This is a genomic window from Bradyrhizobium sp. ORS 111 (genome assembly GCF_045571485.1).
In the GTDB taxonomy this organism is placed as follows: domain Bacteria; phylum Pseudomonadota; class Alphaproteobacteria; order Rhizobiales; family Xanthobacteraceae; genus Bradyrhizobium.
Map to the genome: position 1 here is coordinate 6,818,212 of NZ_CP120701.1, position 21,567 is coordinate 6,839,778.

The 21,567-nt window shown below is 63.9% G+C and carries 22 protein-coding genes; 11 read left to right on the forward strand and 11 right to left on the reverse strand.

The window, feature by feature from the left end; all coding sequences use genetic code 11:
- Window positions 1-21: 21 nt before the first annotated feature.
- Window positions 22-2,010 (reverse strand): DNA primase, encoded by a 1,989-nt coding sequence (gene dnaG, locus P6U30_RS31360; protein ID WP_407166629.1) that lies wholly within the window; start codon window positions 2,008-2,010, stop codon window positions 22-24.
- Between the two features lie 204 nt (window positions 2,011-2,214).
- Between dnaG and P6U30_RS31365 the strand changes: the two genes are divergently transcribed.
- Window positions 2,215-2,769: a chlorite dismutase family protein gene (locus tag P6U30_RS31365; protein ID WP_407166630.1), complete on the forward strand. Its 555-nt coding sequence runs from the start codon at window positions 2,215-2,217 to the stop codon at window positions 2,767-2,769.
- 135 nt (window positions 2,770-2,904) lie between these two features.
- Here the strand turns inward: P6U30_RS31365 and P6U30_RS31370 are convergent, their stop codons facing one another.
- Complete coding sequence (locus tag P6U30_RS31370; protein ID WP_407166631.1) at window positions 2,905-3,303, reverse strand: gamma-glutamylcyclotransferase; 399 nt, start codon at window positions 3,301-3,303, stop codon at window positions 2,905-2,907.
- On the opposite strand from P6U30_RS31370, the gene P6U30_RS31375 reads away from it, so the two are divergent.
- Together P6U30_RS31375 and P6U30_RS31380 are read left to right on the forward strand one after the other, a co-directional pair.
- The gene (locus P6U30_RS31375; RefSeq protein ID WP_407166632.1) at window positions 3,302-3,493 is read left to right on the forward strand and encodes a hypothetical protein; all 192 of its coding nucleotides are present in this window, start codon (window positions 3,302-3,304) and stop codon (window positions 3,491-3,493) included. The two genes, P6U30_RS31370 and P6U30_RS31375, sit on opposite strands and share 2 nt — an antisense overlap.
- Window positions 3,494-3,556: 63 nt before the next feature.
- Window positions 3,557-4,357, forward strand: coding sequence for an N-formylglutamate amidohydrolase (locus P6U30_RS31380; protein ID WP_407166633.1), 801 nt, complete (start codon window positions 3,557-3,559; stop codon window positions 4,355-4,357).
- 2 nt (window positions 4,358-4,359) lie between these two features.
- Here P6U30_RS31380 and P6U30_RS31385 read toward each other — a convergent pair whose 3' ends face one another.
- A complete protein-coding gene (locus tag P6U30_RS31385; protein ID WP_407166635.1) occupies window positions 4,360-5,337 on the reverse strand; it encodes an AraC family transcriptional regulator in 978 nt (325 codons plus the stop codon).
- A 585-nt stretch (window positions 5,338-5,922) separates the two neighbouring features.
- On the opposite strand from P6U30_RS31385, the gene P6U30_RS31390 reads away from it, so the two are divergent.
- Window positions 5,923-6,117 (forward strand): hypothetical protein, encoded by a 195-nt coding sequence (locus tag P6U30_RS31390; RefSeq protein ID WP_407166636.1) that lies wholly within the window; start codon window positions 5,923-5,925, stop codon window positions 6,115-6,117.
- A gap of 135 nt (window positions 6,118-6,252) precedes the next feature.
- Window positions 6,253-7,461: an OpgC domain-containing protein gene (locus tag P6U30_RS31395; RefSeq protein ID WP_407166637.1), complete on the forward strand. Its 1,209-nt coding sequence runs from the start codon at window positions 6,253-6,255 to the stop codon at window positions 7,459-7,461.
- Between the two features lie 40 nt (window positions 7,462-7,501).
- Here the strand turns inward: P6U30_RS31395 and P6U30_RS31400 are convergent, their stop codons facing one another.
- Window positions 7,502-8,095, reverse strand: a complete 594-nt coding sequence (locus tag P6U30_RS31400) for a DUF1349 domain-containing protein (protein ID WP_407166638.1) — start codon at window positions 8,093-8,095, stop codon at window positions 7,502-7,504.
- 240 nt (window positions 8,096-8,335) lie between these two features.
- Here P6U30_RS31400 and P6U30_RS31405 point away from each other — a divergent pair, with 240 nt between their 5' ends.
- A complete protein-coding gene (locus P6U30_RS31405; RefSeq protein ID WP_407166639.1) occupies window positions 8,336-9,370 on the forward strand; it encodes an AI-2E family transporter in 1,035 nt (344 codons plus the stop codon).
- A 245-nt stretch (window positions 9,371-9,615) separates the two neighbouring features.
- Here the strand turns inward: P6U30_RS31405 and P6U30_RS31410 are convergent, their stop codons facing one another.
- The 4 genes from P6U30_RS31410 to P6U30_RS31425 form a co-directional block, all read right to left on the reverse strand.
- Window positions 9,616-11,334, reverse strand: coding sequence for a metallophosphoesterase family protein (locus P6U30_RS31410; protein WP_407166640.1), 1,719 nt, complete (start codon window positions 11,332-11,334; stop codon window positions 9,616-9,618).
- Between the two features lie 229 nt (window positions 11,335-11,563).
- On the reverse strand, window positions 11,564-12,538 hold the full coding sequence (locus tag P6U30_RS31415) for a substrate-binding domain-containing protein (RefSeq protein ID WP_407166641.1): 975 nt from the start codon (window positions 12,536-12,538) through the stop codon (window positions 11,564-11,566).
- Window positions 12,525-13,859, reverse strand: coding sequence for an ABC transporter permease (locus P6U30_RS31420; RefSeq protein ID WP_407166642.1), 1,335 nt, complete (start codon window positions 13,857-13,859; stop codon window positions 12,525-12,527). The genes P6U30_RS31415 and P6U30_RS31420 overlap by 14 nt, the downstream gene beginning before the upstream one ends.
- Window positions 13,856-15,496, reverse strand: coding sequence for a sugar ABC transporter ATP-binding protein (locus P6U30_RS31425; protein WP_407166643.1), 1,641 nt, complete (start codon window positions 15,494-15,496; stop codon window positions 13,856-13,858). The genes P6U30_RS31420 and P6U30_RS31425 overlap by 4 nt, the downstream gene beginning before the upstream one ends.
- Before the next feature lie 139 nt (window positions 15,497-15,635).
- Here P6U30_RS31425 and P6U30_RS31430 point away from each other — a divergent pair, with 139 nt between their 5' ends.
- Window positions 15,636-16,355 carry a GntR family transcriptional regulator gene (locus P6U30_RS31430; protein ID WP_407166644.1) on the forward strand — a complete coding sequence of 240 codons (720 nt, stop codon included), beginning with the start codon at window positions 15,636-15,638 and terminating at the stop codon, window positions 16,353-16,355.
- Between the two features lie 298 nt (window positions 16,356-16,653).
- Here P6U30_RS31430 and P6U30_RS31435 read toward each other — a convergent pair whose 3' ends face one another.
- From P6U30_RS31435 to P6U30_RS31445, 3 genes are all read right to left on the reverse strand, one after another.
- Window positions 16,654-17,271, reverse strand: a complete 618-nt coding sequence (locus P6U30_RS31435) for a LysE family translocator (protein WP_407148375.1) — start codon at window positions 17,269-17,271, stop codon at window positions 16,654-16,656.
- A 204-nt stretch (window positions 17,272-17,475) separates the two neighbouring features.
- Window positions 17,476-18,018 carry a hypothetical protein gene (locus tag P6U30_RS31440; RefSeq protein ID WP_407166645.1) on the reverse strand — a complete coding sequence of 181 codons (543 nt, stop codon included), beginning with the start codon at window positions 18,016-18,018 and terminating at the stop codon, window positions 17,476-17,478.
- Window positions 18,019-18,025: 7 nt separating this feature from the next.
- Window positions 18,026-19,471, reverse strand: coding sequence for an LVIVD repeat-containing protein (locus tag P6U30_RS31445; protein ID WP_407166646.1), 1,446 nt, complete (start codon window positions 19,469-19,471; stop codon window positions 18,026-18,028).
- Window positions 19,472-19,590: 119 nt separating this feature from the next.
- Between P6U30_RS31445 and P6U30_RS31450 the strand changes: the two genes are divergently transcribed.
- From P6U30_RS31450 to P6U30_RS31465, 4 genes are read left to right on the forward strand one after another with little or no spacing between them, the layout of a single operon-like run.
- The gene (locus tag P6U30_RS31450; RefSeq protein ID WP_407166647.1) at window positions 19,591-19,905 is read left to right on the forward strand and encodes an ArsR/SmtB family transcription factor; all 315 of its coding nucleotides are present in this window, start codon (window positions 19,591-19,593) and stop codon (window positions 19,903-19,905) included.
- Window positions 19,898-20,368, forward strand: a complete 471-nt coding sequence (locus tag P6U30_RS31455) for an SRPBCC family protein (protein WP_407166648.1) — start codon at window positions 19,898-19,900, stop codon at window positions 20,366-20,368. The genes P6U30_RS31450 and P6U30_RS31455 overlap by 8 nt, the downstream gene beginning before the upstream one ends.
- Window positions 20,355-20,822: an SRPBCC family protein gene (locus tag P6U30_RS31460; protein WP_407166649.1), complete on the forward strand. Its 468-nt coding sequence runs from the start codon at window positions 20,355-20,357 to the stop codon at window positions 20,820-20,822. The genes P6U30_RS31455 and P6U30_RS31460 overlap by 14 nt, the downstream gene beginning before the upstream one ends.
- Window positions 20,823-20,854: 32 nt before the next feature.
- Window positions 20,855-21,370: an SRPBCC family protein gene (locus P6U30_RS31465; RefSeq protein ID WP_407170583.1), complete on the forward strand. Its 516-nt coding sequence runs from the start codon at window positions 20,855-20,857 to the stop codon at window positions 21,368-21,370.
- Window positions 21,371-21,567 lie beyond the last annotated feature (197 nt).

Sequence of the window (21,567 nt, forward strand, 5' to 3'; positions counted from 1 at the left end):
GCCGTCCGCATCATTTTGTTATCAAACGTTTCGCTGGAACCGACCCGACAATTCGCCGAACCCCTCGATCAGGGCTTCGGTCCCGTCGGCTTCTGCCATCCGGGCCTGGATATCTCGCAGCCATGCCAGATTGGTTTCGCTGCCGTCCTCAGCCAAAGCCGCCTCAGCATCCTTCTTTTCCCTAAGTAAGGCGTGGGTTTTCTGATGCAAGGCAACAAGTTGGCGCCAGGTCGATAAAACGTCCTCCCGCGCCGCGCCGATCCTGGCGCCCCACACCGCCTGGGTCGTCACCGCCAGCTCAACCCTTTGAAGTACCTGCGAAAATCCTCCCGCCTCGAGATCGGCCCGCATTTTCTCGGCTTGCTCCTCCTCGTCCGGGGAATGGTGGTGGTCGTTGGCGAAGGCTGCGATGATGGCGGCGCGGAGCTTATGGGCCTCGGGATGGGCGAGTTCGAGCGCTGCGACCTCCTCCAGATGGTCGTGCAGCAGCCAGGGGTGATTGATCAGGCATTGCAGGATCAGGGCCTCACGCCGCGAGATCGCGCTGCGCTGGCCGCGCATGATCGAGCTGTTGGCGAGCTGCGGACTCGCCGCCTGGTAGGGGCCGCGGCCAAGGCCGGGAACCGGGCCCTTGGCAGCGAATCGGCCGCCCGGGGCCGGGCCGCGGGGCACAAACTGGCGGGGTGATTCGCCGCCGCGGCCCCGGAAATTGCCGCGGCCATAGCCGCCGCGCCCGCCCTCGGGCGCAAAGCTGCGCTGCAGGCGCTCCTGCAGATCCTGCCGATAGTAACGGCGCACCACCTCGTCGCGGATGCCATTGGTCAGTTCGCCGATCCGCGCCTCCAGCGCGGCGCGCCGTTCCGGCGTGCCGAAGCTGCCGCCCTCGATCTCGCGCGACCAGATCATGTCGGCGAGCGGGCGTGCGGCGCCGATCACATCCTCGATCGCGCCGCGGCCGCCGGAGCGGGCGAGATCGTCGGGGTCCTGACCTTCCGGCAACAGCGCGATGCGCAGGCTCTTGCCGGGCTTCAGATTCGGCAGCGCGATATCCGCGGCGCGATAGGCCGCCTTCTGTCCGGCGCGGTCGCCGTCGAAGCAGAGGATCGGCTCGTCGGCCATCTTCCAGAGCAGCGCGAGCTGGTTCTCGGTGAGCGCGGTGCCGAGCGGCGCCACGGCACCGGGAAAGCCCGCCGTCACCATCGCGATGACGTCGACGTAGCCTTCGACCACGATGAGCGGGCTGCCGTCATGCGCGGCCTGGCGCGCGGTGAACAGGTTGTAGAGATTGTCGCCCTTGTGAAACAGCGTGGTTTCCGGCGAGTTCAGGTATTTCGCCGGAACGTCCTTCTCCAGCGCACGGCCGCCGAAGGCGATCACGCGGCCGCGCGCATCTGATATCGGAAACATCACGCGGTCGCGGAAGCGATCGAATGGCACCGGCTTGTCCTCGCCGGCCACCAGGAGCCCCGCCTCCACCATGTCCTCGGTGGAGATGCCCTGGGCGCCGAGATGCTCCTTCAGCGCGAAGCGGTCCGGCGGCGCATAGCCCATGCGGAATTGGAGCTGGGTCGCCGGCGAGATGCCGCGGTCGGCAAGATAGCCGCGCGCCTTCGCGCCGCTCCGCGAGGCCAGCGTGTCGGCGAAGAACTTCGTGGCGAGTTCCATCACGTCGTGCAGCGTGCGGCGGCGCTGCTCGTGGCGGGCAGCGTCCGGCGTCGCCGCCGGAATCGCCATGCCTGCCATCGCCGCCAGCCGTTCAACCGCTTCCGGGAAGCTGACGCCCTCGGTCTCCATCACGAAGTCGAAGATGTTGCCGTGCCGTCCCGAGGAGAAGTCGTGGTAGAAGCCCTTCTGGTCGTTGACGGTGAAGGACGGCGTCTTCTCCTGCTGAAATGGCGACAGTCCTTTCCATTCGCGCCCCGCTTTCTTGAGCTTGACGCGCTTGCCCACGACTTCCGAGACCGGAAGCCGGGCGCGCAGCTCGTCGAGGAATTGGGGCGTGAAGCGCATCGATCAGGTCGGGGTGGCGAGAATCCAGGGATAACCGGTTAGCCATATAGGGACGGCCGGCGAATTACTAAGATTGCGGCGGCTTTTCCGGACTATTCACAGGCCGTGATCCTGCCATTGGTGCTGCCGGACTACCCCGGAATCTGCGGTGGAGAGCGGTTACGGCCAGCTTGAACCTCGCCCGCTTCCGCGCTTGGATAGGGCATGTTCACGACATTCCGAGGCGGACAGAGCGGTGGCTGGAAGGTGACTTCCATCGCACGGGTGAAAGGCGAAACGCTGCCGAAGGTCGCGGCGCTGTCGGTGATTTCGAGCGAGGCGATTGCGCTGCCGCTGTTGCCGTCGTCGACCGCGTGGCGGCTCGCCGGTGTCGCGAGCAACCTGCGCTATACCGAACGGGAGGAGAAAGACCAGCTCGCCGCCGTCGAGCCCAAGCTCGGCCGGAGCGAGGCGACGCATGCGGCGCTGATCCCGATCAGGAAGACCGCCGCATGGTGGGCGCTGACGCAGGAAGAGCGGCGCAAGATCTTCGAGGATAAGTCGCACCATATCTCCGGCACGCTGAAATACCTGCCCGCGATCGCCCGCCAGCTATTCCATTCGCGCGATCTCGGCGTCCCCTTCGATTTCCTGACCTGGTTCGAATTCGCGCCCGAGCATGCGGAGCTGTTCGACGAGCTGGTCGGCATGCTGCGGGCCACGGAAGAGTGGGCCTATGTCGAGCGCGAGGTCGACGTCCGCGTGGTGCGCGAGATCTAGAGTTGGGGCTGCGCTGGAGCGGCGGCGGCGCCGCGGCCCCTCACCCGATTTGCTGACGCAAATCGACCTCTCCCCGTCGGGGAGAGGTGACCCGAAGGCGTGGCCAAAATCGATTCGAACTAAATTCATCGCGCTTTAGTGCCCGAGAAATCGGCCCGAGGCGATGCGCGGCAGGTTCGTCACCGGCCAGTTGTAGAGATAGGTCCAGGCCTCGTTTGCACTCCCATCGGCACGCCTGACCTTCAGCATCTCACGGACATATTCGGTCGGCGGCGGAAAGCCGTCGCCGCAGGCTTCATACATGTCGAACTCGCGCAGCATCGCCTCGCGCGCACGCAGGCGGAACAATTCGCCGTGCACGATGTCTACGGGGTCGTCCGACGCCACTAGCCCGGGATAATGCTTCACGAGATAGAGCCGGCCGCGGCAGTGCGCCTCGCCGAGGAAGTCGGCATTGGCCGACAGCAGCTTCGCCATCGGATGATCGAAGCCGCGCATCAGCGTGCCGTAGACGAAGAGCAGGTCGGAGGTCATGGCCTTCTATGTCATTGCGAACGAAGCGAAGCAATCCATGCCGCAAAGATGGATTGCTTCCGCCTTTGCCGGACAGCTCGTCGCTATCGCTCCTCGCCTCCGGGCATTTATGGCGATCAACGGTGTTGTGATGGATAGTCACGAGCGGCGCGTCGACAATCATCGTGATTTCGGGCGGCTTGATCTATAGAGGATTACCGCTCGCTTCCAGATCGGCTCGCCGCCTGAACCGGCAAAATTGAGGAAAAACACGTTGAATAGCGTCGGTGCTCCGTCATTTCTGCTCACAGACACCGATGTTTCGCCAATCCTGGAACGCAACCCGGACAGCCGCTCACCATTCCTGTTCACCTGCGATCACTACGGCCGGCTGATCCCCAAGCCGCTCGGCGATCTCGGCCTGCCGGACAGCGAGCTTGTGCGCCACATCGCCTGGGACATCGGCATCGCCGGCGTCGCCGAACAGCTCGCCGACAAGCTCGACGTGCACCTGATCGCGCAACGCTATTCGCGGCTGGTGATCGACTGCAATCGCCCGCCGCGGGTCGCAAGCTCGATCCCGCTGATCAGCGAAGCAACCACCATTCCCGGCAATGAAGGCCTGTCGCGCGACGATGCCGAGATGCGCCGCAAGCAGATCTTCGATCCCTATCACCGGCGCATCGACGAGATCATCGACGAACGGATGCAGCGCGGCATGCCGACGGTGCTGGTGTCGCTGCACAGCTTCACGCCCGTCTACGCCGGCATCACCCGGCCCTGGCACATCGGGACGCTGTATCACCGCGACACGGTGCTGCCGCCGCTGCTGCTGAGACATCTGCGCGGCGAAGGCGACCTCGTGGTCGGCGACAACGAACCTTATGCGGTCAGCGACGAGACCGACTACACGATCCCCGTGCATGGCGAGATGCGCGGGCTGATGAATTCCGGCATCGAGATCCGCCAGGACCTGATCGCCGACCAGGCCGGCGAGACGGCATGGGCGGACCGCCTGGCGCGCATCCTCGGCGAGATCGAGGCAACGCTGCGGGCTGAGGCGTTGATCGCGTGAGATCACGCCGCGCGGCTGCCGGCGCTGCGCACGCCGCGCGGCGAATCGCCGAAGCGGGCCCGGAACAGCCGGTTGAAGTGCGAGATGTCCGAAAAGCCGACCTCCAGCGCGATATCGGAAATGCGCTGCGCGCCGCCGTGTGGCGCGGTCAGCAGCGCGAACGCCTTTTGCAGCCGCAATTCATTGACGCGCTCGGTAAAGGATGCTCCCGACGACGCCATCAAGCGTTGCAGGTAGCGCGGAGAGATGCCCTGGCGACGGGCCACGATCTCCAGGCTGAGCTCCGGATCCTGAAAATGCGCCGCGATGTGGTCGAGGGCGGCGCTGTGGCGCGCCGCGATCACCGCGCTTGCGCTGCTCTCGCCCAACGGGGCGCATTCATCGATTGCGAGCGCCACGAGGTCATGGACATGGGTCACGATGGTATCGCGCAGCTTGGGCGCAGCCAGCGCGCGTTGCGCCAATGCCGACTTCAGATAGGTCATGAGAAGCCGGAGCGCCTCGGTTCGACGGGGAATCCTCCGCATGACGAGGCTGTCGACATCGGTCACGCGCGGCACCAGCGCGTCGCGCGGCACCGCCAGACCGACTTGAAGTCCATCGACATAGTGGACAGTTGCCGGCTCCGAATGCAGAAGCGCGATCGCATCCCCACCGCGGAATTCGATCTCGCGGCCGCGCTGCGATAGCTGGCTCGCGCTCGGAGAGCTGACGACGAGGCCGATCGAGTCATCGCCATCGACGATATTCGCTCGCGAGCGCTTGAAGCGCATGGCCGATCCCTTCCATGCGAGCATGCGCAGTCCGCAAACCATCTGAAGCGTCGCTTCGGCGTGGAAGGGAGCATCGGACACAGCCGCAATATCGGCGTGAACGATGCGCCGTCCGAACTCCTCGCGCCACATCGGGATGCGCATCCGCTCGGGAAGCTCGCGGGTGGAAAATCGAATCGAGTTGAAATCGGCTGCACCAGCGGACATGCGGAATCTCCAAGCCTCACGCAACAACCGGAGTTATTCCGACAATCGACTACGACATCTGAAATTGATATCTGAAATTCGCTATCTGCAATTTGCGCTTCGCGCACCCGAGCTGCCAATGCGAGGTGCGCGGAAGTCCAAGACATAACGGTGTCTTGCTGGTAGTGTCACTCATCGCAATCGACACTGCAAGTGAGCTGGTTCACGTCGAGGCGAGGAACTCTGGACTAAAGTAATTGCGAAAGTCGTGGTGAAAATATCTCTCTAAAGAGGAGAGAACCATGATCAGGCTATTTCAGGTTGCCGCTATCACGTCCGTTTTGGACATCGTCGGAGCAGCGGCCGAAATCATTGCTCGAACTTGCAACATTGCTCGTATTCAATTGCATTCAGTGATCTGGGCTGCGATCCGATTGCTCCATCCCGGATGTCCGATTCTCTGATGATCGCGTCCTGTCCCGCGCTCGGCGCGGGATGGCAATCTTCGTCAGAGAATGCGCCGGCGCTGTTTGTCGTCGGCCCGACGAAATAACCGAAAATAATTGCATGGGGCGCCAACAGTGCCGATTACGTGAGGAATTGACCATGTCCATACTCGACCTGCTCTATCGGGAATATTGCCGCGCCCGCCTCGCTGAAATGCGCAAGCAGCTCCTGGTTATCACTGTCAGCGACAACGGTCTCGACATCGATTGGGATGCCACCAATTCTGCCAAACCCGGACATCGCGGTAATGATCTGGATGACACCGCGACGGGCGACGCCCCCTCCATCCGGTAGCTGGTAACGGAATCGGCTCGGCCGGCCCAGGACTGGAACGCCGCCAGCGGCGCGAGGTGCGACGTCGCTCCCTTCCTGAATGTCTGATCGATCCGACCGGCCGAAAATGTGGTGGATGCCGCTCGGGGCAACCAAATGCACAGTCGCATGCACATCTCGAAGCCGTTGGCCGGCGAGCCGGCGCCGGATCTCACCGGATCACGTCGCGATCTGCGTATCGATGCCTGCCGCGGCATTGCGCTGTGGTGCATCTTTCTCGATCACGTGCCCAACAACATCGGAAGCTGGCTGACGCTCAAGAACTACGGCTTCAGCGATGCCGCGGAAGTCTTCATGTTCATGTCGGGCGTGACCTGCGCGCTGGCCTACGGCAGGGCGTGCCGCCACGAAGGCTGGAACGGCGTGATCAGCCGCTCGCTGCGGCGCGGATGGGATATCTATGCGGCATTCCTGCTGCTCACGCTCGCTTACGCCATCATGATCTATCTCGCGGGCGGCGACGACCTTGCCGACGAGAGCAACACGCGCGTTCTGCTGGAAGATCCGGGCGCGACGCTCGCGCATGCGGTGATCCTGCAATACCGCCCGGTCAACGCCGACGTATTGCCGATCTTCGTGCTGCTCCATCTGTTGTTTGCGCCGCTGTTATGGCTGTTGCTGCGCTGGCCGAACGCCACGCTGGGCACCTCCTTTGCACTTTATCTGCTGGTGCAGGTGTTCGGCTGGATGGTGCCGGCATGGCCGAGCAGCCATTGGGCCTTCAATCCGATGGCCTGGCAGCTCCTGGTCGTGCTCGGCGCGTGGTGGATGATCGCGGGCAAGCCCGCCCAATCATGGGTCACGTCACGCGCGGTGCTGGTCGTTGCCGTGCTGTATCTGCTCGTCAGCCTCGTCATTGCCTTGAGCTGGCACATCAAGCCGTTGGAAGCCGTGGTCCCGGCGGCGTTGGCGAAACTGCTTCACTCGGTGGACAAATCGAACCTCGATCCGCTACGGCTGCTGCATTTTCTGGCGATCGCGATCGTGGCGGTGCGGCTGGTCCCGCCTGATTGGCCGGCGCTGCGGACACCGGCGCTGCGCAGCATGATCCGCTGTGGCCAGAACTCGCTGCCGATCTATTGCCTCGGCGTGCTATTGGCCTGCGGCAGCCACCTGGCGTTGCTCGAGATCTCGGACGGAGTTGCCATGCAGATCGCGCTCAGCGTCGGCGGCATTCTGCTGATGATCGCGGCTGCGACGCTGCTGAACTCGATCACGATCAAGCCCGCCCGACAGCCGCGCTTGATGCAGCCGGCCGAGCCCGCCGCCGCGATCTCGGCCAGCTTGCCGGCTCCGCGTCAATAAGTCCGGGTTCGCCCGCAGCGAGTCTCGGAGACGCCTGCCCTCAACCGAGATCATGCAGATCCTTGCCAAGCGGCGGTGTCAGACGAAACGCCGAGAAGGCGACCTTCAGGCCGGCCCGCTCGGGCGTGCAAGCCATCGGGCCGACAAGGTAGGAGTTCGCTTTTGGGAACGGCGCCAGCCGCATCAGCGGCCAGCGCTTGCCGTCGGCGGACGCCTGCAAGCGCAGGACGCCGTTTTCGACGGTCGCACGCACCCTGAAGTCGCTCGCGTCGTGCCCGTAGTGCGCCGTGGCCCAATCCGATCGGCCGTCGGTCAGGACGCTGCCAAGCATGGCGCTGCCGTCCGAGAACTCGATTCCGGCCTTGACCCAATGCTGCGCGTCGATCCGCACCATGATGCCGGCCTGATCGTAGAGCGCCTGAAAATCTCCCCGGACACGCAACTCGGCGGTGAATGCCTCGCCGGTCCGGAAACCCAGGAAGTGTCCGCTGTCCCGGTTGAAGCCGTAATGCGTCTCGCGCCAGAAGTCGGTGGCCTGGTCAGTGACGATCTCGAGGCTGTCACCCTCCGTGGACCATCGTTGCGGCTCGTTCAGCCACACACCGTCGCTTCTGCGGAAGATCGGACCGTTCATTTCGACCTCGGTTGTCGTGCCACGCTGCCACCCAAGCATCCGCTCTCAAAACGGCGATCTCGCGGCCGGCAACGGCCTCTCTTTTGAGTTAATTCCGCTCGTCAGATCGCGGCAACACTCTTGCGTCCCTCGGCGCATCCGACGTCCCGAAGGGTTCGCTGTCTTGCTGGCCATTTCCGTCTTGTCGCAGCGCTTGGGAGCTGACACTCTCCGTGTGCAAGGATATTGGACAACTCAAAGATGAGCCCGGGACTCAATATCGCGACCGGTATCATCGCGGCGATACTGCTCATCGCAGCGCTGGGCCAGGCGAGAAGCGTGTTCGCGCCGCTGGCCGCTGCCCTTTTCATCATGTCGATCGTCTGGCCGATCCAGAAATGGCTGCAATCCTGGTTACCAAGGCTTATCGGGCTCGCGATCACCGTTCTCCTGACGGTTGCGGTCTGCCTCGCCTTTGCCTCACTGGCCGCGTGGGGATTTGGCCGCGTCGGACACTATGTGATCGCGGATGCGACGCGGTACCAAGCTCTTTACGCAACCGCCGTGGCATGGCTGGACGATCATGGCGTCTCCGTCGCGGGCCTTTGGGCCGAACATTTCAACGTCGGCTGGCTGTTCCGCGCCACGCAATACGTCACTGGTCGTCTTAACACGACGCTGAGTTTCTGGCTGGTCGTGCTCGTCTACGTCGTGCTCGGGCTTCTCGAGATCGAAGATGTCACAGCTCGAGTCGAACGCGTGCAGAACCGCACCGCCGCGCGCGTGCTGATCGAGGGCAGCAGGGCGACCGCGGCCAAGCTCCGCAGATACCTGCTGGTCCGCACGCAGATGAGCGCCGCCACGGGCCTGCTCGTGGGCAGCTTTGCCGCGGTGACGGGACTGCCGTTCGCATTTGAATGGGGCGTGATCGCTTTCGTGCTCAACTATATCCCCTTCATCGGCCCCTTTATCGCGACGCTGTTCCCCACCCTGCTGGCGATGACGCAGTTCGAGCACTGGCAAGCCGTGCTCGGGATCTTCGTCTGTCTCAACATCATCCAGTTCGCGATCGGCAGCTATGTCGAGCCACGCGTCGCCGGCTCCATGCTGTCGATCTCGCCATTCCTGGTGCTGTTTGCGATTTTCTTCTGGACCTTCCTGTGGGGCTTGTTCGGGACCTTCATCGGTGTGCCGATCACGCTTGCGATGCTCACCTTCTGCGCCCAGCATCCCTCCACCTTCTGGATCTCCGATCTGTTCGGCGGATCGGCAAAGAGTGCGGCGGAAAAGCCGTGAGGCCGCCAAAAAGCATGATGGTATTAAGTTGATCTGAAACAGCGCCGGAGGTCACCTCTCCCTTGGGAGAGGTCGATTTGCGCAGCAAATCGGGTGAGGGGTTACGGTCTATCGAGAGCGCAAGGCCCCTCACCCGGATTGCACCGGACGATGCTTCGCATCGCCGCGCGCAATCCGACCTCTCCCCGTCGGGGAGAGGTGGACAGAAGCCGCTGCGTGTCATTTCGACCCAAGCTCATCCTGCTTTAGCTTCCTGCTATCTCCACCCGCTCGGGCTCGGCCATACAAAGCCTTCCGTCCGGACCTTTCGCCATTTGGTGGATGTAGAAATGCGTCGTGACATCGTCACCGGCGCTCATCACAGGCGACGGGGCCGAGATGATCCTCAGCACGCCGCACTCGCCGATCCAGTCGACGTGGCGGTGACCGTGCATCACGATCGAGCGGCCGGCAAACGCCTGCAATCGGCGGACAAACCAGCTACCATTGATCAATGCCGTTCCGACACGCTCTGAGAACGCCTTCACCGCCATAGGGTATTCGATGAGGTGATGATGAAGCGCGATGATCCAGCACGCCTGCGGATACTGGCGGATTGCGGTGTCCAGACGCCGCATTTGCGCGTCGGAGACCAGGCCGAGCGCATTGGTGAAAGAGAAATGGGTTTCGGCGTTGGAGTTGAGGATGGCGATCCCCAGCCCGTCATCGCGGTCGGGCGGCAGGATCATCGGAAACTGATCGTCGAATACCTGCCGGAGCGCGGCCGCAGGGAACAATCCGCCTGATTCCGCAACCCCGGTGATCCGCTCGCGGTATGGCGTCAGTGCCTGAAGCAGCGTGGTGGACAGCTTGCCCGAACTCTCGACAATGCGCACGCGGTCACCTTGTACCGCCGTGATGGCCGAGAGCGTGCGAAGCTGCCGCAGCCGCTTCCCCAGGCTGAACGGCAGGTCGAGACGGGCCGGATTGGCACGATCGACAATATTCAGGTCATGGTTCCCCGGAAGCATGATCGTCCGTGCGGCAAGTTCGGGATGACGGGACAACGCATCGAGAAGCTCGGCCCATTCGCTGGGCCGGCCGGCATCGGTCATGTCGCCGGTGATCAGCACGTGATCGAGCGGATCGGCGGCGTGGATCGCGGCAAGGCGCGCCAGTACGCTCGCGAGGCGTTGATTGCCCCGCGGTCCGCCCCGACCACTCTCGATCCGGAAGCCATATCGCTCACCGACCGTGTGGAGATCGGACAGATGGGCAACGCGCCAAACGCTGGCTCCCGATGGCATCGCGTCGAAAGCGGCGAGATCGACCGGCTGGTCCATGCTCGCATCAGCCATGCTCCAGGCCAGCGAAGCGACCGCAAGATAGCAGGACACCAGCACGACCGCGTTGGCGAGCATCGGCACCACCAGATGGTGCAGCAGCGCCAACTCGTGCAGGTTGGCGGTCCATCGCGACGCGGGCCATGCCAGAGCCGCGATCAGCGCCGCGACCGCCGACAGCGTGACGCCGGCGCCGAGCGAGCAGGCGCGGCGGAGCTGCGTGCGGAAGGCAGGTGTAACCTTGCGCCACGCGCGTTCCACAAGATGGCGCAGAGCCTCGCGCGCGAACGCATAGCTCGGCTGAATCGCGAGCGCGTTGAGTGACCAGAAGTTGGTCTCGGCGATACGAAGCAGCGGTCGCCAGCCGATCCAGCCCAAGCCCGCGATCGCGACCAGCGCCAGGGCAGCACCTAGTTCGGTCACGGCGCGAGCATGTGCGGAAAGGCTCGCGAACCAGGCCGAGGCGACCAGCGGTGCAAGGCCGAGCAAGAGGCTCGGCAGCAGGAGCAGGAACGCCCAGGCAACCACTAGCTTCGGAAGGCTGATCTCGACCAGCAGGCTGCCGGCGATCTTGAGCAGCGAGCGCTGTCCGGGACTGGCGGCATCGTCCTCGATATCACCGCGGCGCGGATCGAGCAGCACGCTGTCCTCCTCGCTTCCTCGAACGGTGACCTCGCCCCCGTCGCGACCCGAGCGCCGCAGCTTGAGGCGTTCTTACGCCCTCTGTCAAACGTCCCGGTGAGGACTGGACAATCCTGCTCTCAAGCGCGCCCGTGCCATCGGCTCCAGCGCGCGCATGGCTTCAAAGTCTGGCTCGATCGCCCGAACCAGACTCTGACGCCTCATGATCGCACCAAGGTGACCTGCAAGGTCAAAGCAATCCGTTCTTCTTCAGGATGTCGGATGCGTTGTCCTTGGTGATCAACATCGTGGGCAAGGTGATGACCGGCTGCAGCTTCTCGCCCTTCAGGAGCTTGACCGCCTGTCGCAGCCCCTCGGCTCCGGGCGTTGCATAGAGGAATGTCGCCGATAGCTGGCCCTTGCTGACCCAGGTGACGCCTTCGTCCGGCAGGCCGTCAATGCCGATGATGAACTTGATGTCCTTGTCGCGGCCGGCATCCTTGGCGGCGAGATAGGCGCCATAGGCCATCGGATCGTTGTGGCCGTAGACCAGATCGATCTTCTCGTGGTTGCGCAGCGCCGTCGTCATGATGTTGTAGGCCTTGTCCTGCTTCCAGTCGCCCGACTGGTTGTTGAGCAGGTTCTTGATACCCGGCTCCTTGTCCGTCAAGGCGTGGAAGCCGTCGTGCCGGTCATGCGCCGGCTGGGTGCCCATGCCGCCCCAGATCTCGACAACATTGCCGGCCGCCTTGCCGGGACCACCGAGCAGCTTCACGGCGTATTCGCCGGCGGCACGGCCGATCGCGACATTGTCGCCGCCGATGAATTGGGTGATCCGCTTGGTATCGACGTTGCGATCCAGCACGATCACGGGAATTTTGGCGTCGATCGCCTTCTCGACCACGCCGGTCAACCCGGCCGACTCCTTCGGAGAAATCAACAGGACGTTGACCTGCTGCACGATCAGGTTCTCGCAATCGGCGACCTGCTTCTCGGTCTTGTCCTGGCCGTCGGTGATCACGAGGTCGACGTCCGGCTGCTTCTTCGCCTCGGCCTGGATGTCCTTGTTGAACTGGACGCGCCACGGCTCGAGCGTGGTGCATTGGCTGAAGCCGACCTTCCACTTGCCGGCCGCCTTGGCGGGGGTCCAGTTCGCCGGCATGTAGACGGTCATCGCAGCGCCTGCGATGGTGGTCGACAATTTCAAGAATTCACGACGCTTCATCGAGATCCTCCCTTGCAAATTGCGCCTTTACGGCGCTTGACGGCCGATCGGGCTCGGCTGTTTTTGGCTCGGCCTTTACCTCCGCCGATCGGCTGAATCGCCACCGCGCGAAGAGCTGGCCGAGATTCTGCTCCTGCACCAGGACCGTGCAGACGATGATCAGCCCCTTCATCAGCAACTGGACATTGGAATCGATGTTCTGGAGCTGCAGGATGTCTGAAAGCAGGCCGAAGATCAGGACGCCGACGAACGTCCCGGCGAGCCCGCCCCGACCGCCCATCAGGCTCGTGCCGCCGATGACGACCGCGGCGATTGCGTCGAGTTCGAGCCCGGTGCCGGCGTCGGGCTTGCCCTGGCGGTACTGAGCGACGAACAGAACCCCGGCGATGCCGGCCAGCAGACCGGAGAGCAGGTAAGCGGTAAGCTGGACCTGGGCGACCTTGATGCCCGAAAGCTTGGCAGCCTCGACATTGCCGCCGATCGCGTAGGTGTAGCGGCCAAAGGTGGTGAACCGCAGGATCGCGCCGAACAGCACGATCGCCGCCAGAAAGAACACGCTCGGCACCGGCAACACACCCCACAGCATCGAGCGCAGAAGCTCGAATGCCTCGGTCGCGTTGGTGCCGGTATAGACCGGCACCACGGCATTGTCCTGTCCGGCGGTAAGCCGGGCGATGCCAAGCGCACTCACCATCATCGCCAGCGTGACGATGAACGGCTGCAGGCGCCCGGAGACGATGAGAAGCCCGTTGATGCCGCCGAGCAACAGCGCAAGGCTCGGCGCGACCAGCAGAACGCCAAGGACGCCGAATTTGGTTGTCACCTGGTTCGCCGTCCACCATGCCACCGCGATCGCGACGATGAGACCGAGCAGCCCGGGAATGCCCATGCTCCGCCACGGTGACAGCGCGACGTCGCGGCGCCGTCCGGCGCCGACATCGTGGCTGCGCGCCAGGCCGACGAGGATGAAGCGCGCGGCAAGCGCCACGGCCGCACCCCCGACAATCGTCGCAGCCGGCACCCCCAGCGCCGATGCCGCGGTCCAGCCCGGCTTGGTCAACAACATCGCGCAGATGACCGTCGAAAAGCCCATCACCGAGCCGACCGACAAATCGATGCCGCCCAGCAGGATGACCATCGTCATGCCGGCCGCGACCAGCCCCGTGATCGAGACCTGGCGCAGGACGTCGGTGAGATTGGCGTAGGACAGGAAGATGTTGTGGCCCGAGGACGTATGCGGCGAGGTGAGCGCGCCGATCACGCAGATGATCAGCAAGCCCCAATAGAGCTTGGTCCGCGACAAGAGCCGAAGCGCGGTCATGACGGCACTCCCTGCGGCTGCGCAGCCATGCCGGGCGCCGCAAGTCGCATCACCGCTTCTTGCGTCGCATCTTCGCGCCGCAGCACCCCGGTCTGCCGTCCTTCGCACATGACCAGTATCCGATCGGACAGCAGCAGCAGCTCCGGCAACTCCGAGGTCACCACGATGATACCGAGGCCTTGCCGGCCGAGGTCGAAGATCAACTGATAGATCTCCTGCTTGGCGCCGACGTCGATGCCGCGGGTCGGCTCGTCGAGCAGCAGGATGCGCGGCTCGGTCGCCAGCCATTTTCCGATCACCACCTTCTGCTGATTGCCGCCGGAGAGCGTGGCGGCGCTCTGGCTGATGCCCGTGCAGCGGATCGAAAGCCGGCGCACCATATCGGCGGCCAGCGTGCGTTCCCCGGCGAATGTGCGCAGGCTGAACCGCGACATGGCGCCGATCGAGGGCAGCGCGATGTTGTCGCAGATCGAGGCGGAGAGATGCAGGCCGCGCTCCTTGCGATCCTCGCTGACAAGCGCGAGACCGAGGCGATAGGCGTCCGCAGGCGATCCGATATCGACGGCCCCGCCATCGATCGCGATCTCGCCGCCACGCCAGCCGCGGGCAACCCCGAAGATCGACTCCAGGATCTCGGTCCGGCCGGAGCCAAGCAGGCCACCGATACCGAGGATCTCGCCGCGCCTGAGCTCGAAGTTGACGCCGTGCAGCATCCGCCGCCAGCCGCGCGGGCCGAGCGTATCGAGGGTCAAATCCCGCACCGAGAGCACGACCGCGCCGTCCGATGCAGATGCGCCTCGATCGTTTGCGGCGATCTCGCGGCCCACCATCGCCGAGATGATCGCGCCGTGCGACAACTCGTTGATGGGCGCCGTCACCACGCGTTTTCCGTCGCGCAAGACAGTCACGCGATCGGCGAGACCGAGCACCTCCTCGATCCGGTGCGAGGTGTAGATGATCGCGACGCCCTCGCTCGTGAGCTGGCGCACGATCTTGAACAGCGTCTTGCATTCCGACGACGACAGCGCCGATGTCGGCTCGTCCATGATGAGGATGCGGGCGTTCAGCGACAGCGCCTTGGCGATCTCCACCAATTGCTGCTCACCGACGCGCAGTCCGGCGACCCGGCTCTCGGGAGCGATCTTGACGTCGAGGCGCCGCAGGATCCGCTCGGCCGCCGCGATCATTCGCCGGCGATCGACGAACATTCCGGCAATGCGCGGCTCGCGACCGAGGAAGATATTGTCGGCCACGCTCAATTCGGAAACGAGATTGAGTTCCTGATGGATAATCGCGACGCCGGCCTCCTCGGCGTCGCGCACGCCGCTGAACGATACCGCGCGGCCCTCGACCTCGATGAGGCCGTCGTCGCTCGCCTGCACCCCGGCGAGAATCTTCATGAACGTGCTCTTGCCGGCACCGTTCTCGCCCATCAATGCATGCACTTCGCCGCGGCGCAGATCGAAGTCGACATTGTTGAGCGCCCGGACGCCCGCAAAGGACTTCGAGACGCCCTGCGCAGCAAGAATGGTTTGCCCGGCGGGCGCGGCAACCCGGCTGCCAGATGCAACCACGCGAGACGCGCGGCGTGCACTCCACTCGTCGTCCGCTCCGAGGGCGCCGAGGCGTCTTTCCATCAGGCTCTTCCTCCCCAGCGTGCGCGATCTTGGGGATCGCGCCGCAGGTGATCGTTGCTTGTTGCTGATATGCTAGTTATATCAGTTGCTGATCGTCAAGTCTGTTGTCCACCGGACGTGTGAGAATCAGGACCACGGCATGGATTCGCGTTCAGTCGGCAGGTTCAGCGGAGCAACGTCCGCCGCGCGAGGGCGGCGGGCCGGCGGGTCAAAGGTCGACCAGGCGTATTCGGCGCTCAAGCAGGCCATCGTCTCAGGCGCGCTCGCACCGGACACCCCGATCGACAAGAACGAGTGGTGCGCCACGTTCGATGTGTCCAGGCTCTCGATCACGACCGCGATCAACCGGCTCGCTTTTGAGGGGCTTGTGGTGGTCGAGCCGCAGCGCGGCTCTTATGTCGCGAGGATCCATCTCGAGGATGTCCGGCAGTGGATGTTGATGCGCCGGGCCCTGGAGATCGAGGTCGTCGGCGTCTGCGCCGTCAACATGTCGGACCAAGCGATCGCCGCGCTCGGTCAGAATCTCGCCTACCAGAAGGCCGCCATCTCAAGCGGAGACCTTGAAGGGTTTCACGAGCTCGACACCAGGTTTCACCACCAGATGACCGAGACCCTGAATCTTGCGCGCATCGGCGAGGTGCTCGATCCGATCCGCACGCATCTCGAGCGGGTCCGTCGAACGCTGTTGCCGGAGCCGGGACGACCGCAGGGCACCTTTCAGGAGCACGAAGCGATCTTTCGTGCGATCGCCGCGCACAAGGCGGATCAGGCAAAGAGCGAGATGGCGAACCATCTCGACCGTGTCGCGCGTGAGCTGCATTCCTTCGTCGCGAGACACCCCGGCTTCTTTGACGAGTGACGCAGCGCCACGCGCGCTCGTCGATTCAAAGCAGCCGCCCGACCGCGCGCAGCAACAGGACGAAACCGATGGTTGGGTCCAAAGCACGGTGGGATTAGGTTGACCTGAAAACAGCGTCGGAGGTCACCTCTCCGTTGGAGAGGTCGATTTGCGCAGCAAATCGGGTGAGGGGTTACGATTTATCGAGAGCGCAAGACCCCTCACCCGGATTGCATCTGACGATACAATCCGACCTCCTCCCGTCAGGGAGAGGTGGCAGAAGGCGCTGCGTGCCGATTCGACCCAATCACATCTCGTTCTAGCGTGCCCGGGTCAGTGCCAGCCAGATGCCGCCGCCGATCATGAAGCCGCCGGAGATGCGCGACATCAGCCGCGTCCGCTCCTTGGAGAAGAATTTGCGGGCACGGCCGGCGAGCAACGCGTAGGCGCCGTCGGTCACAACCGCTGTCACCATGAAGGTGACGCCGAGCAAGGCCACCTGCGGGATGTGGGGTTTGCTCATGTCCATGAACTGCGGAATGAAGGCGCCGAAGAACACCAGCACCTTCGGGTTCGACAGCAGCACCAGGAAGCCCTGCAGGAAGAAGCCGCCGCGCGGTGGCGGTGGCGTCTCGTCGGTGCTGATGCCTTCGACCGGCGCGCGGATCAGCTTGATGCCGAGCCAGACCAGATAAGCGGCGCCGGCGAAGCGCACCCAGTCGAACCAGTAGCCCATCGTCGCCATCAGCGAGGTCAGGCCGACCGCGACGGTGCCGATCACGATCGCGAGCCCGACCTGCGCGCCCAGCACGTTGGTGAGCGCAGCACGGGTGCCGTAGCGCAGGCCATTGGCGATCACCATCGTGACGATCGGGCCAGGCAACAGCGCCAGCGCAATGCAGGCGGCGACGAAGGCGAGATAGGCTTGCAGGGACATGTGGGGGCTCACTGGAAGTGACACGCAATTTATGCACGTACCGCGAGGAAGAGGAAGCGGTTCCCGCTCATGTCTGTCATACCCCGCGAAGGCGAAGGGGTGTCCAGTACGTCGCGGCTTCTCGGTAAGGCATCGATGCCTCTGGAATACTGGGTCACCCGCTTTCGCGGGTGACGACACCATCTTCGCGCGCGAGAGACGGCCTCAACGGCCTTCCATCGTTGCGGCCATCCAGGTCTTGATGTTTGGCGCGGCCAGGAACGTCAGCACCGCGCGCCGCACCAGCGCCGCATCGCCTTCGCCCTGCGCGGCCGCAACCAGCAAATCGCAGCGGTGCGACACGGCGATGCCGACCGCGGCACGCTTGCCGCCGGGCCTATCGATCTCATATGCCCTGATCCGTCCTCGCAGCTCGGCGACGCGGACCTCGTCGCCCGCCTTCAGCGGCGTGAAGCGCGGGCTGATCATGTCGATATCGGCGACACGGTCGACCTCGTCGTCATCGGCAACGCCGCTGTCACAGTTGCAGAAGCCGAGCTTGGGCCGGACATAGACCTCGATAACGCTGCCGCAATCGACCGCGTTACAACGGAAGGCGCGGCCGGCGGGCCAGCCGTCGCGCGGGAACGGCCAGGCCATCTCCTGCCATTCGCCCGCTCGCGGCGGCGCCAGCTCGTAGCCCGTGACGGCCGAGGCGCCGCCGAGCGCCAGGAACATCGCCGCGATCACGGCCCACGGACGCGTCACGATGCGCTCATGGCAGGCCGGCAACGGCGCGCGCCGGGCCGGTCAGTTCGAGAATGTGCAGCCCGGTGTTGGCGCGGTCGACCGCATAAATGTAGCCGCGATCGTCGGTCTCGACGTTGTTGGTCTGGATCGCGACCTTGCAGCGCGGCTTGCCGTCGATGGTGACGCAGCGCTTGTCGGTCGCGGGCGTGATCGAGGGAATGAAGTAACCGACCTCCTTCGGGTGATAGGGATCGCGGATGTCGAGCGCGCGGACGCCGGCGTTGAAGAAGGCGATGAACGCCAACTTCTTGTAGTAGACCGGCGCCATGCTCTCGTTCGACGAATGCGAGCCGAACCGGCCGCCGCGCTCGCAGAACGATCCGCTTTGCTCCGGCACCGTGTAGCTCGAGATCACCATCGGCCGCGCCTCGGTGGTGACGTCGGCGAACCACACCATCTGCCGCGCCTCGCCGCATTCGTTCTGGATCGCCTCGTCGACGATCATCACGATGTCACGGGTCTGGCCATCCTTGTCGTGCGCGAATTCCGCGATCGGCATATCAGGCATCGGGAACGTCGTATGCGCGCCGTTCAGTGCCGACAGCGGCATCCGCGCGATCTCCGGGAATGTCAGGTTCTCCGGCGTCGGCGCCTTCGGCCCGTTCAACAGCTTGTCGCGATCGACGATCTGCAGGAAGCCGCCCTTGTTAGTGCCATAGCCGAAATAGACCCGGTTGCCCTTTGGACCGGTCGAGATCGGCCCGTGCAGCTCGGTCGGTACCGCGCCGGTCGCCCCCGGCTGCTGCCCAGGCAGGCCGAAATCCCTGATCTTCACGGGATGCGCGGGATCGGAGAGATCGTAGACCTGCGTCATGCGCCGCGTGCGCCAGTCCGGCGCGCCCGAGACCAGGTAAGCGATGCCGGTGCCGCATTCCCACCAGCTCTTGTGCGTGTCCTTCAGCCCTTCGCCGATCCGTGTGATCAAGACGGGATTGGCGGGATCGGCGACGTTCCAGATCTCATGCGCCTCGCTGCCGAAGGTGCGCAGCATGTAGACCGCGTTGTGATCGCCCTTGGGCAGATCCTTGCCGTCGCAGACGCGCACCATCTGCGCGCCGCCGGATTCATATTTGCCTTCCTGCCCTGGAATGTGCCGCAGATATTTCGGGTGCGCGGGATCAGTGACGTCGACGATCGAGGTGCCGTTCGGCTCGGCCTTGCCGGTCATCGGATTGACGGGATTGGGGACGTCGTCGGTGCCGCCGTGATGGCCGATATAGGCAATCCAGCGGTCACCCTGATGATGGATGGTCGGCTGATAGGCACTGCGCGCCTGCAGGTCGTTATATCCGACCAGCTTCATGTTGGACGCTTCAGGCGGCGCGCCGATCTTCTGCTCCTGGGCGCCGGCATCGCACGCGAGCAAAACCCACAAGACCGTGCAGCAAACCGCAGCAACGCGACCACCCATGCGCACCACCCCTTGTTCGAAACCAATCTGCGTTGGCTGACGCCACGATAACACGCGCGACCAACGGTCCAAACACACGCTCTTGACATGCAACCATTTGGTTGCCTATTATCCGTCCCATGGATGAAGTCTTCAAAGCGCTGGCGGATGCCTCACGGCGAACGCTGCTGGACCGGCTTCATGCTCGAAACGGACAAACCCTCAACGAACTCTGCGACGGCCTCGACATGACACGTCAGGCCGTAACGAAGCACCTTGTGATTCTCGAAGAGGCGAGCCTGGTCAGCACGATCAAGCACGGCCGCGAGAAGCTGCACTATCTCAACCCGGTTCCGATCCATCAGATCGGCGAACGGTGGATCAGCAAGTTCGAGCGCGGAAAGCTCACAGCGCTCAGCGAATTGAAACGGCAATTGGAGAAGCGTGATGAGTAAGCCGGAATTCGTCTACGTCACCTACATCGAGACCACGGCGGAAAAACTGTGGCATGCGCTGACCGACAGCGACTTCACCGAACGCTACTGGTTCGGCTATCGCGTCACTTCCGACTGGAAGGCCGGCTCGCCCTATCATTTCACCAAGGACGGTAAGCCCAGCGTGCGGGGCGAGGTGTTGATCTCAGACCCGCCGAACAAGCTCGCTTATAGTTGGGACGTCGTGAAGGAAGGCGTCGAGCGCGAGCAGATCTCGCGCGTGGCTTTCGACATCGAACCACGCGGCGCGGTCGTCAAGCTGACCGTGACGCACGACAATCTCGGTCCGAAGACGCTGCGCGAGATCTCCGGCGGCTGGCCAATGGTCATCGCCAGCCTGAAGAGCTTCCTGGAGACCGGACGCGAGTTGCCGGCCGAGCTGCTGGCGAGCGGAACGAAGGAGGCACGCAATGCCCAAGCCTGAATTCGTCTACGTCACCTATATCGAGACCACGCCGGAGAAGCTGTGGGACGCGTTGACCAAGAGCGAGTTCACACAGCAATACTGGTTCGGCACCGAGCTGAAGTCCGATTGGAAGGTCGGCTCGCCGCTGGCGCTGGTGATGGACGGCAAGACCACCGATACTGGCGAGATCCTGGTGGCCGACCGGCCGCGGCGCCTCGCCTACACATTCAAGCACGAGCTCGACGAGGAGATGCGGAAGGAGCCGGCGACCAAGGTCGTCTTCACGCTCGAACCGTTCGACAAGGTCGTCAAGCTGACGGTGACGCATGAGGGCTTCGGCGCCGGCAGCAAGCTCTTTGACGGCATCTCCAAGGGCTGGCCCGCGATCCTGTCCGGGCTCAAGAGCCTGCTCGAAAGGGGCAAGCTGTCGCCGATTCCGCCGCGGGCGCTCGGGATCGAAGGCTTCGAGTGACAATGAAGATCTATCGCAGGGTGCGCACCGACATGAACATCGACAAGTTCAAGCCAGCGATCGTCTACACGATCTACATCGCGTCCACGCCGGAAAAGCTGTGGCAGGCGCTGACCCAGGCCGAGTTCAGCCGGAAATACTTTTCCGGCCATGCGGTCGAAGTCGACCTGAGAGTCGGCGGCGCCTACGTCGTCCGCACGCCCGACGGCGCGCTGCACATCTCCGGCGAGGTGGTCGAATGCGATCCGTTGCGGCGGCTGACCGTGACCTTCAATGTTAACTGGCCGCAACTCACCGAAAAGCTCGGGCCGACCCTCGTCACCTACGAGATCGAGCCCGCCGGCGATGGCGTGAAACTGACGCTGCTGCAGTCGCACGACCGTCCGATCAGCGACGACATCCTCTCGGGCGGCCGGGCCGGCTGGCCGGCGATCCTCTCCAGCCTGAAGAGCCTGTTGGAGACCGGTCAGGCCATGGTGATCCCGATGCAGCCACCGCAGCGCATGCTGGCGGCGCTGAAGGAGCTGGGCATCCCGATGCCGACGTGAGGTTTTGCGACGCAGTTGTCCTGTACTCTGCCGTCGCTGCGAAAGCAGGGACCCATAACCACAGCTTTGCGTGTGGAGTTTCGCTGCGGCCCCCAGCGTCGCCCTGCAACCGCAGCCTGTGGTTATAGGTCCCGAGTCGCACGGAGCCCATCATCGGGCGGGCGCGTAGTCGCGCGAGCCGTTGGCTGCTCCGGGCT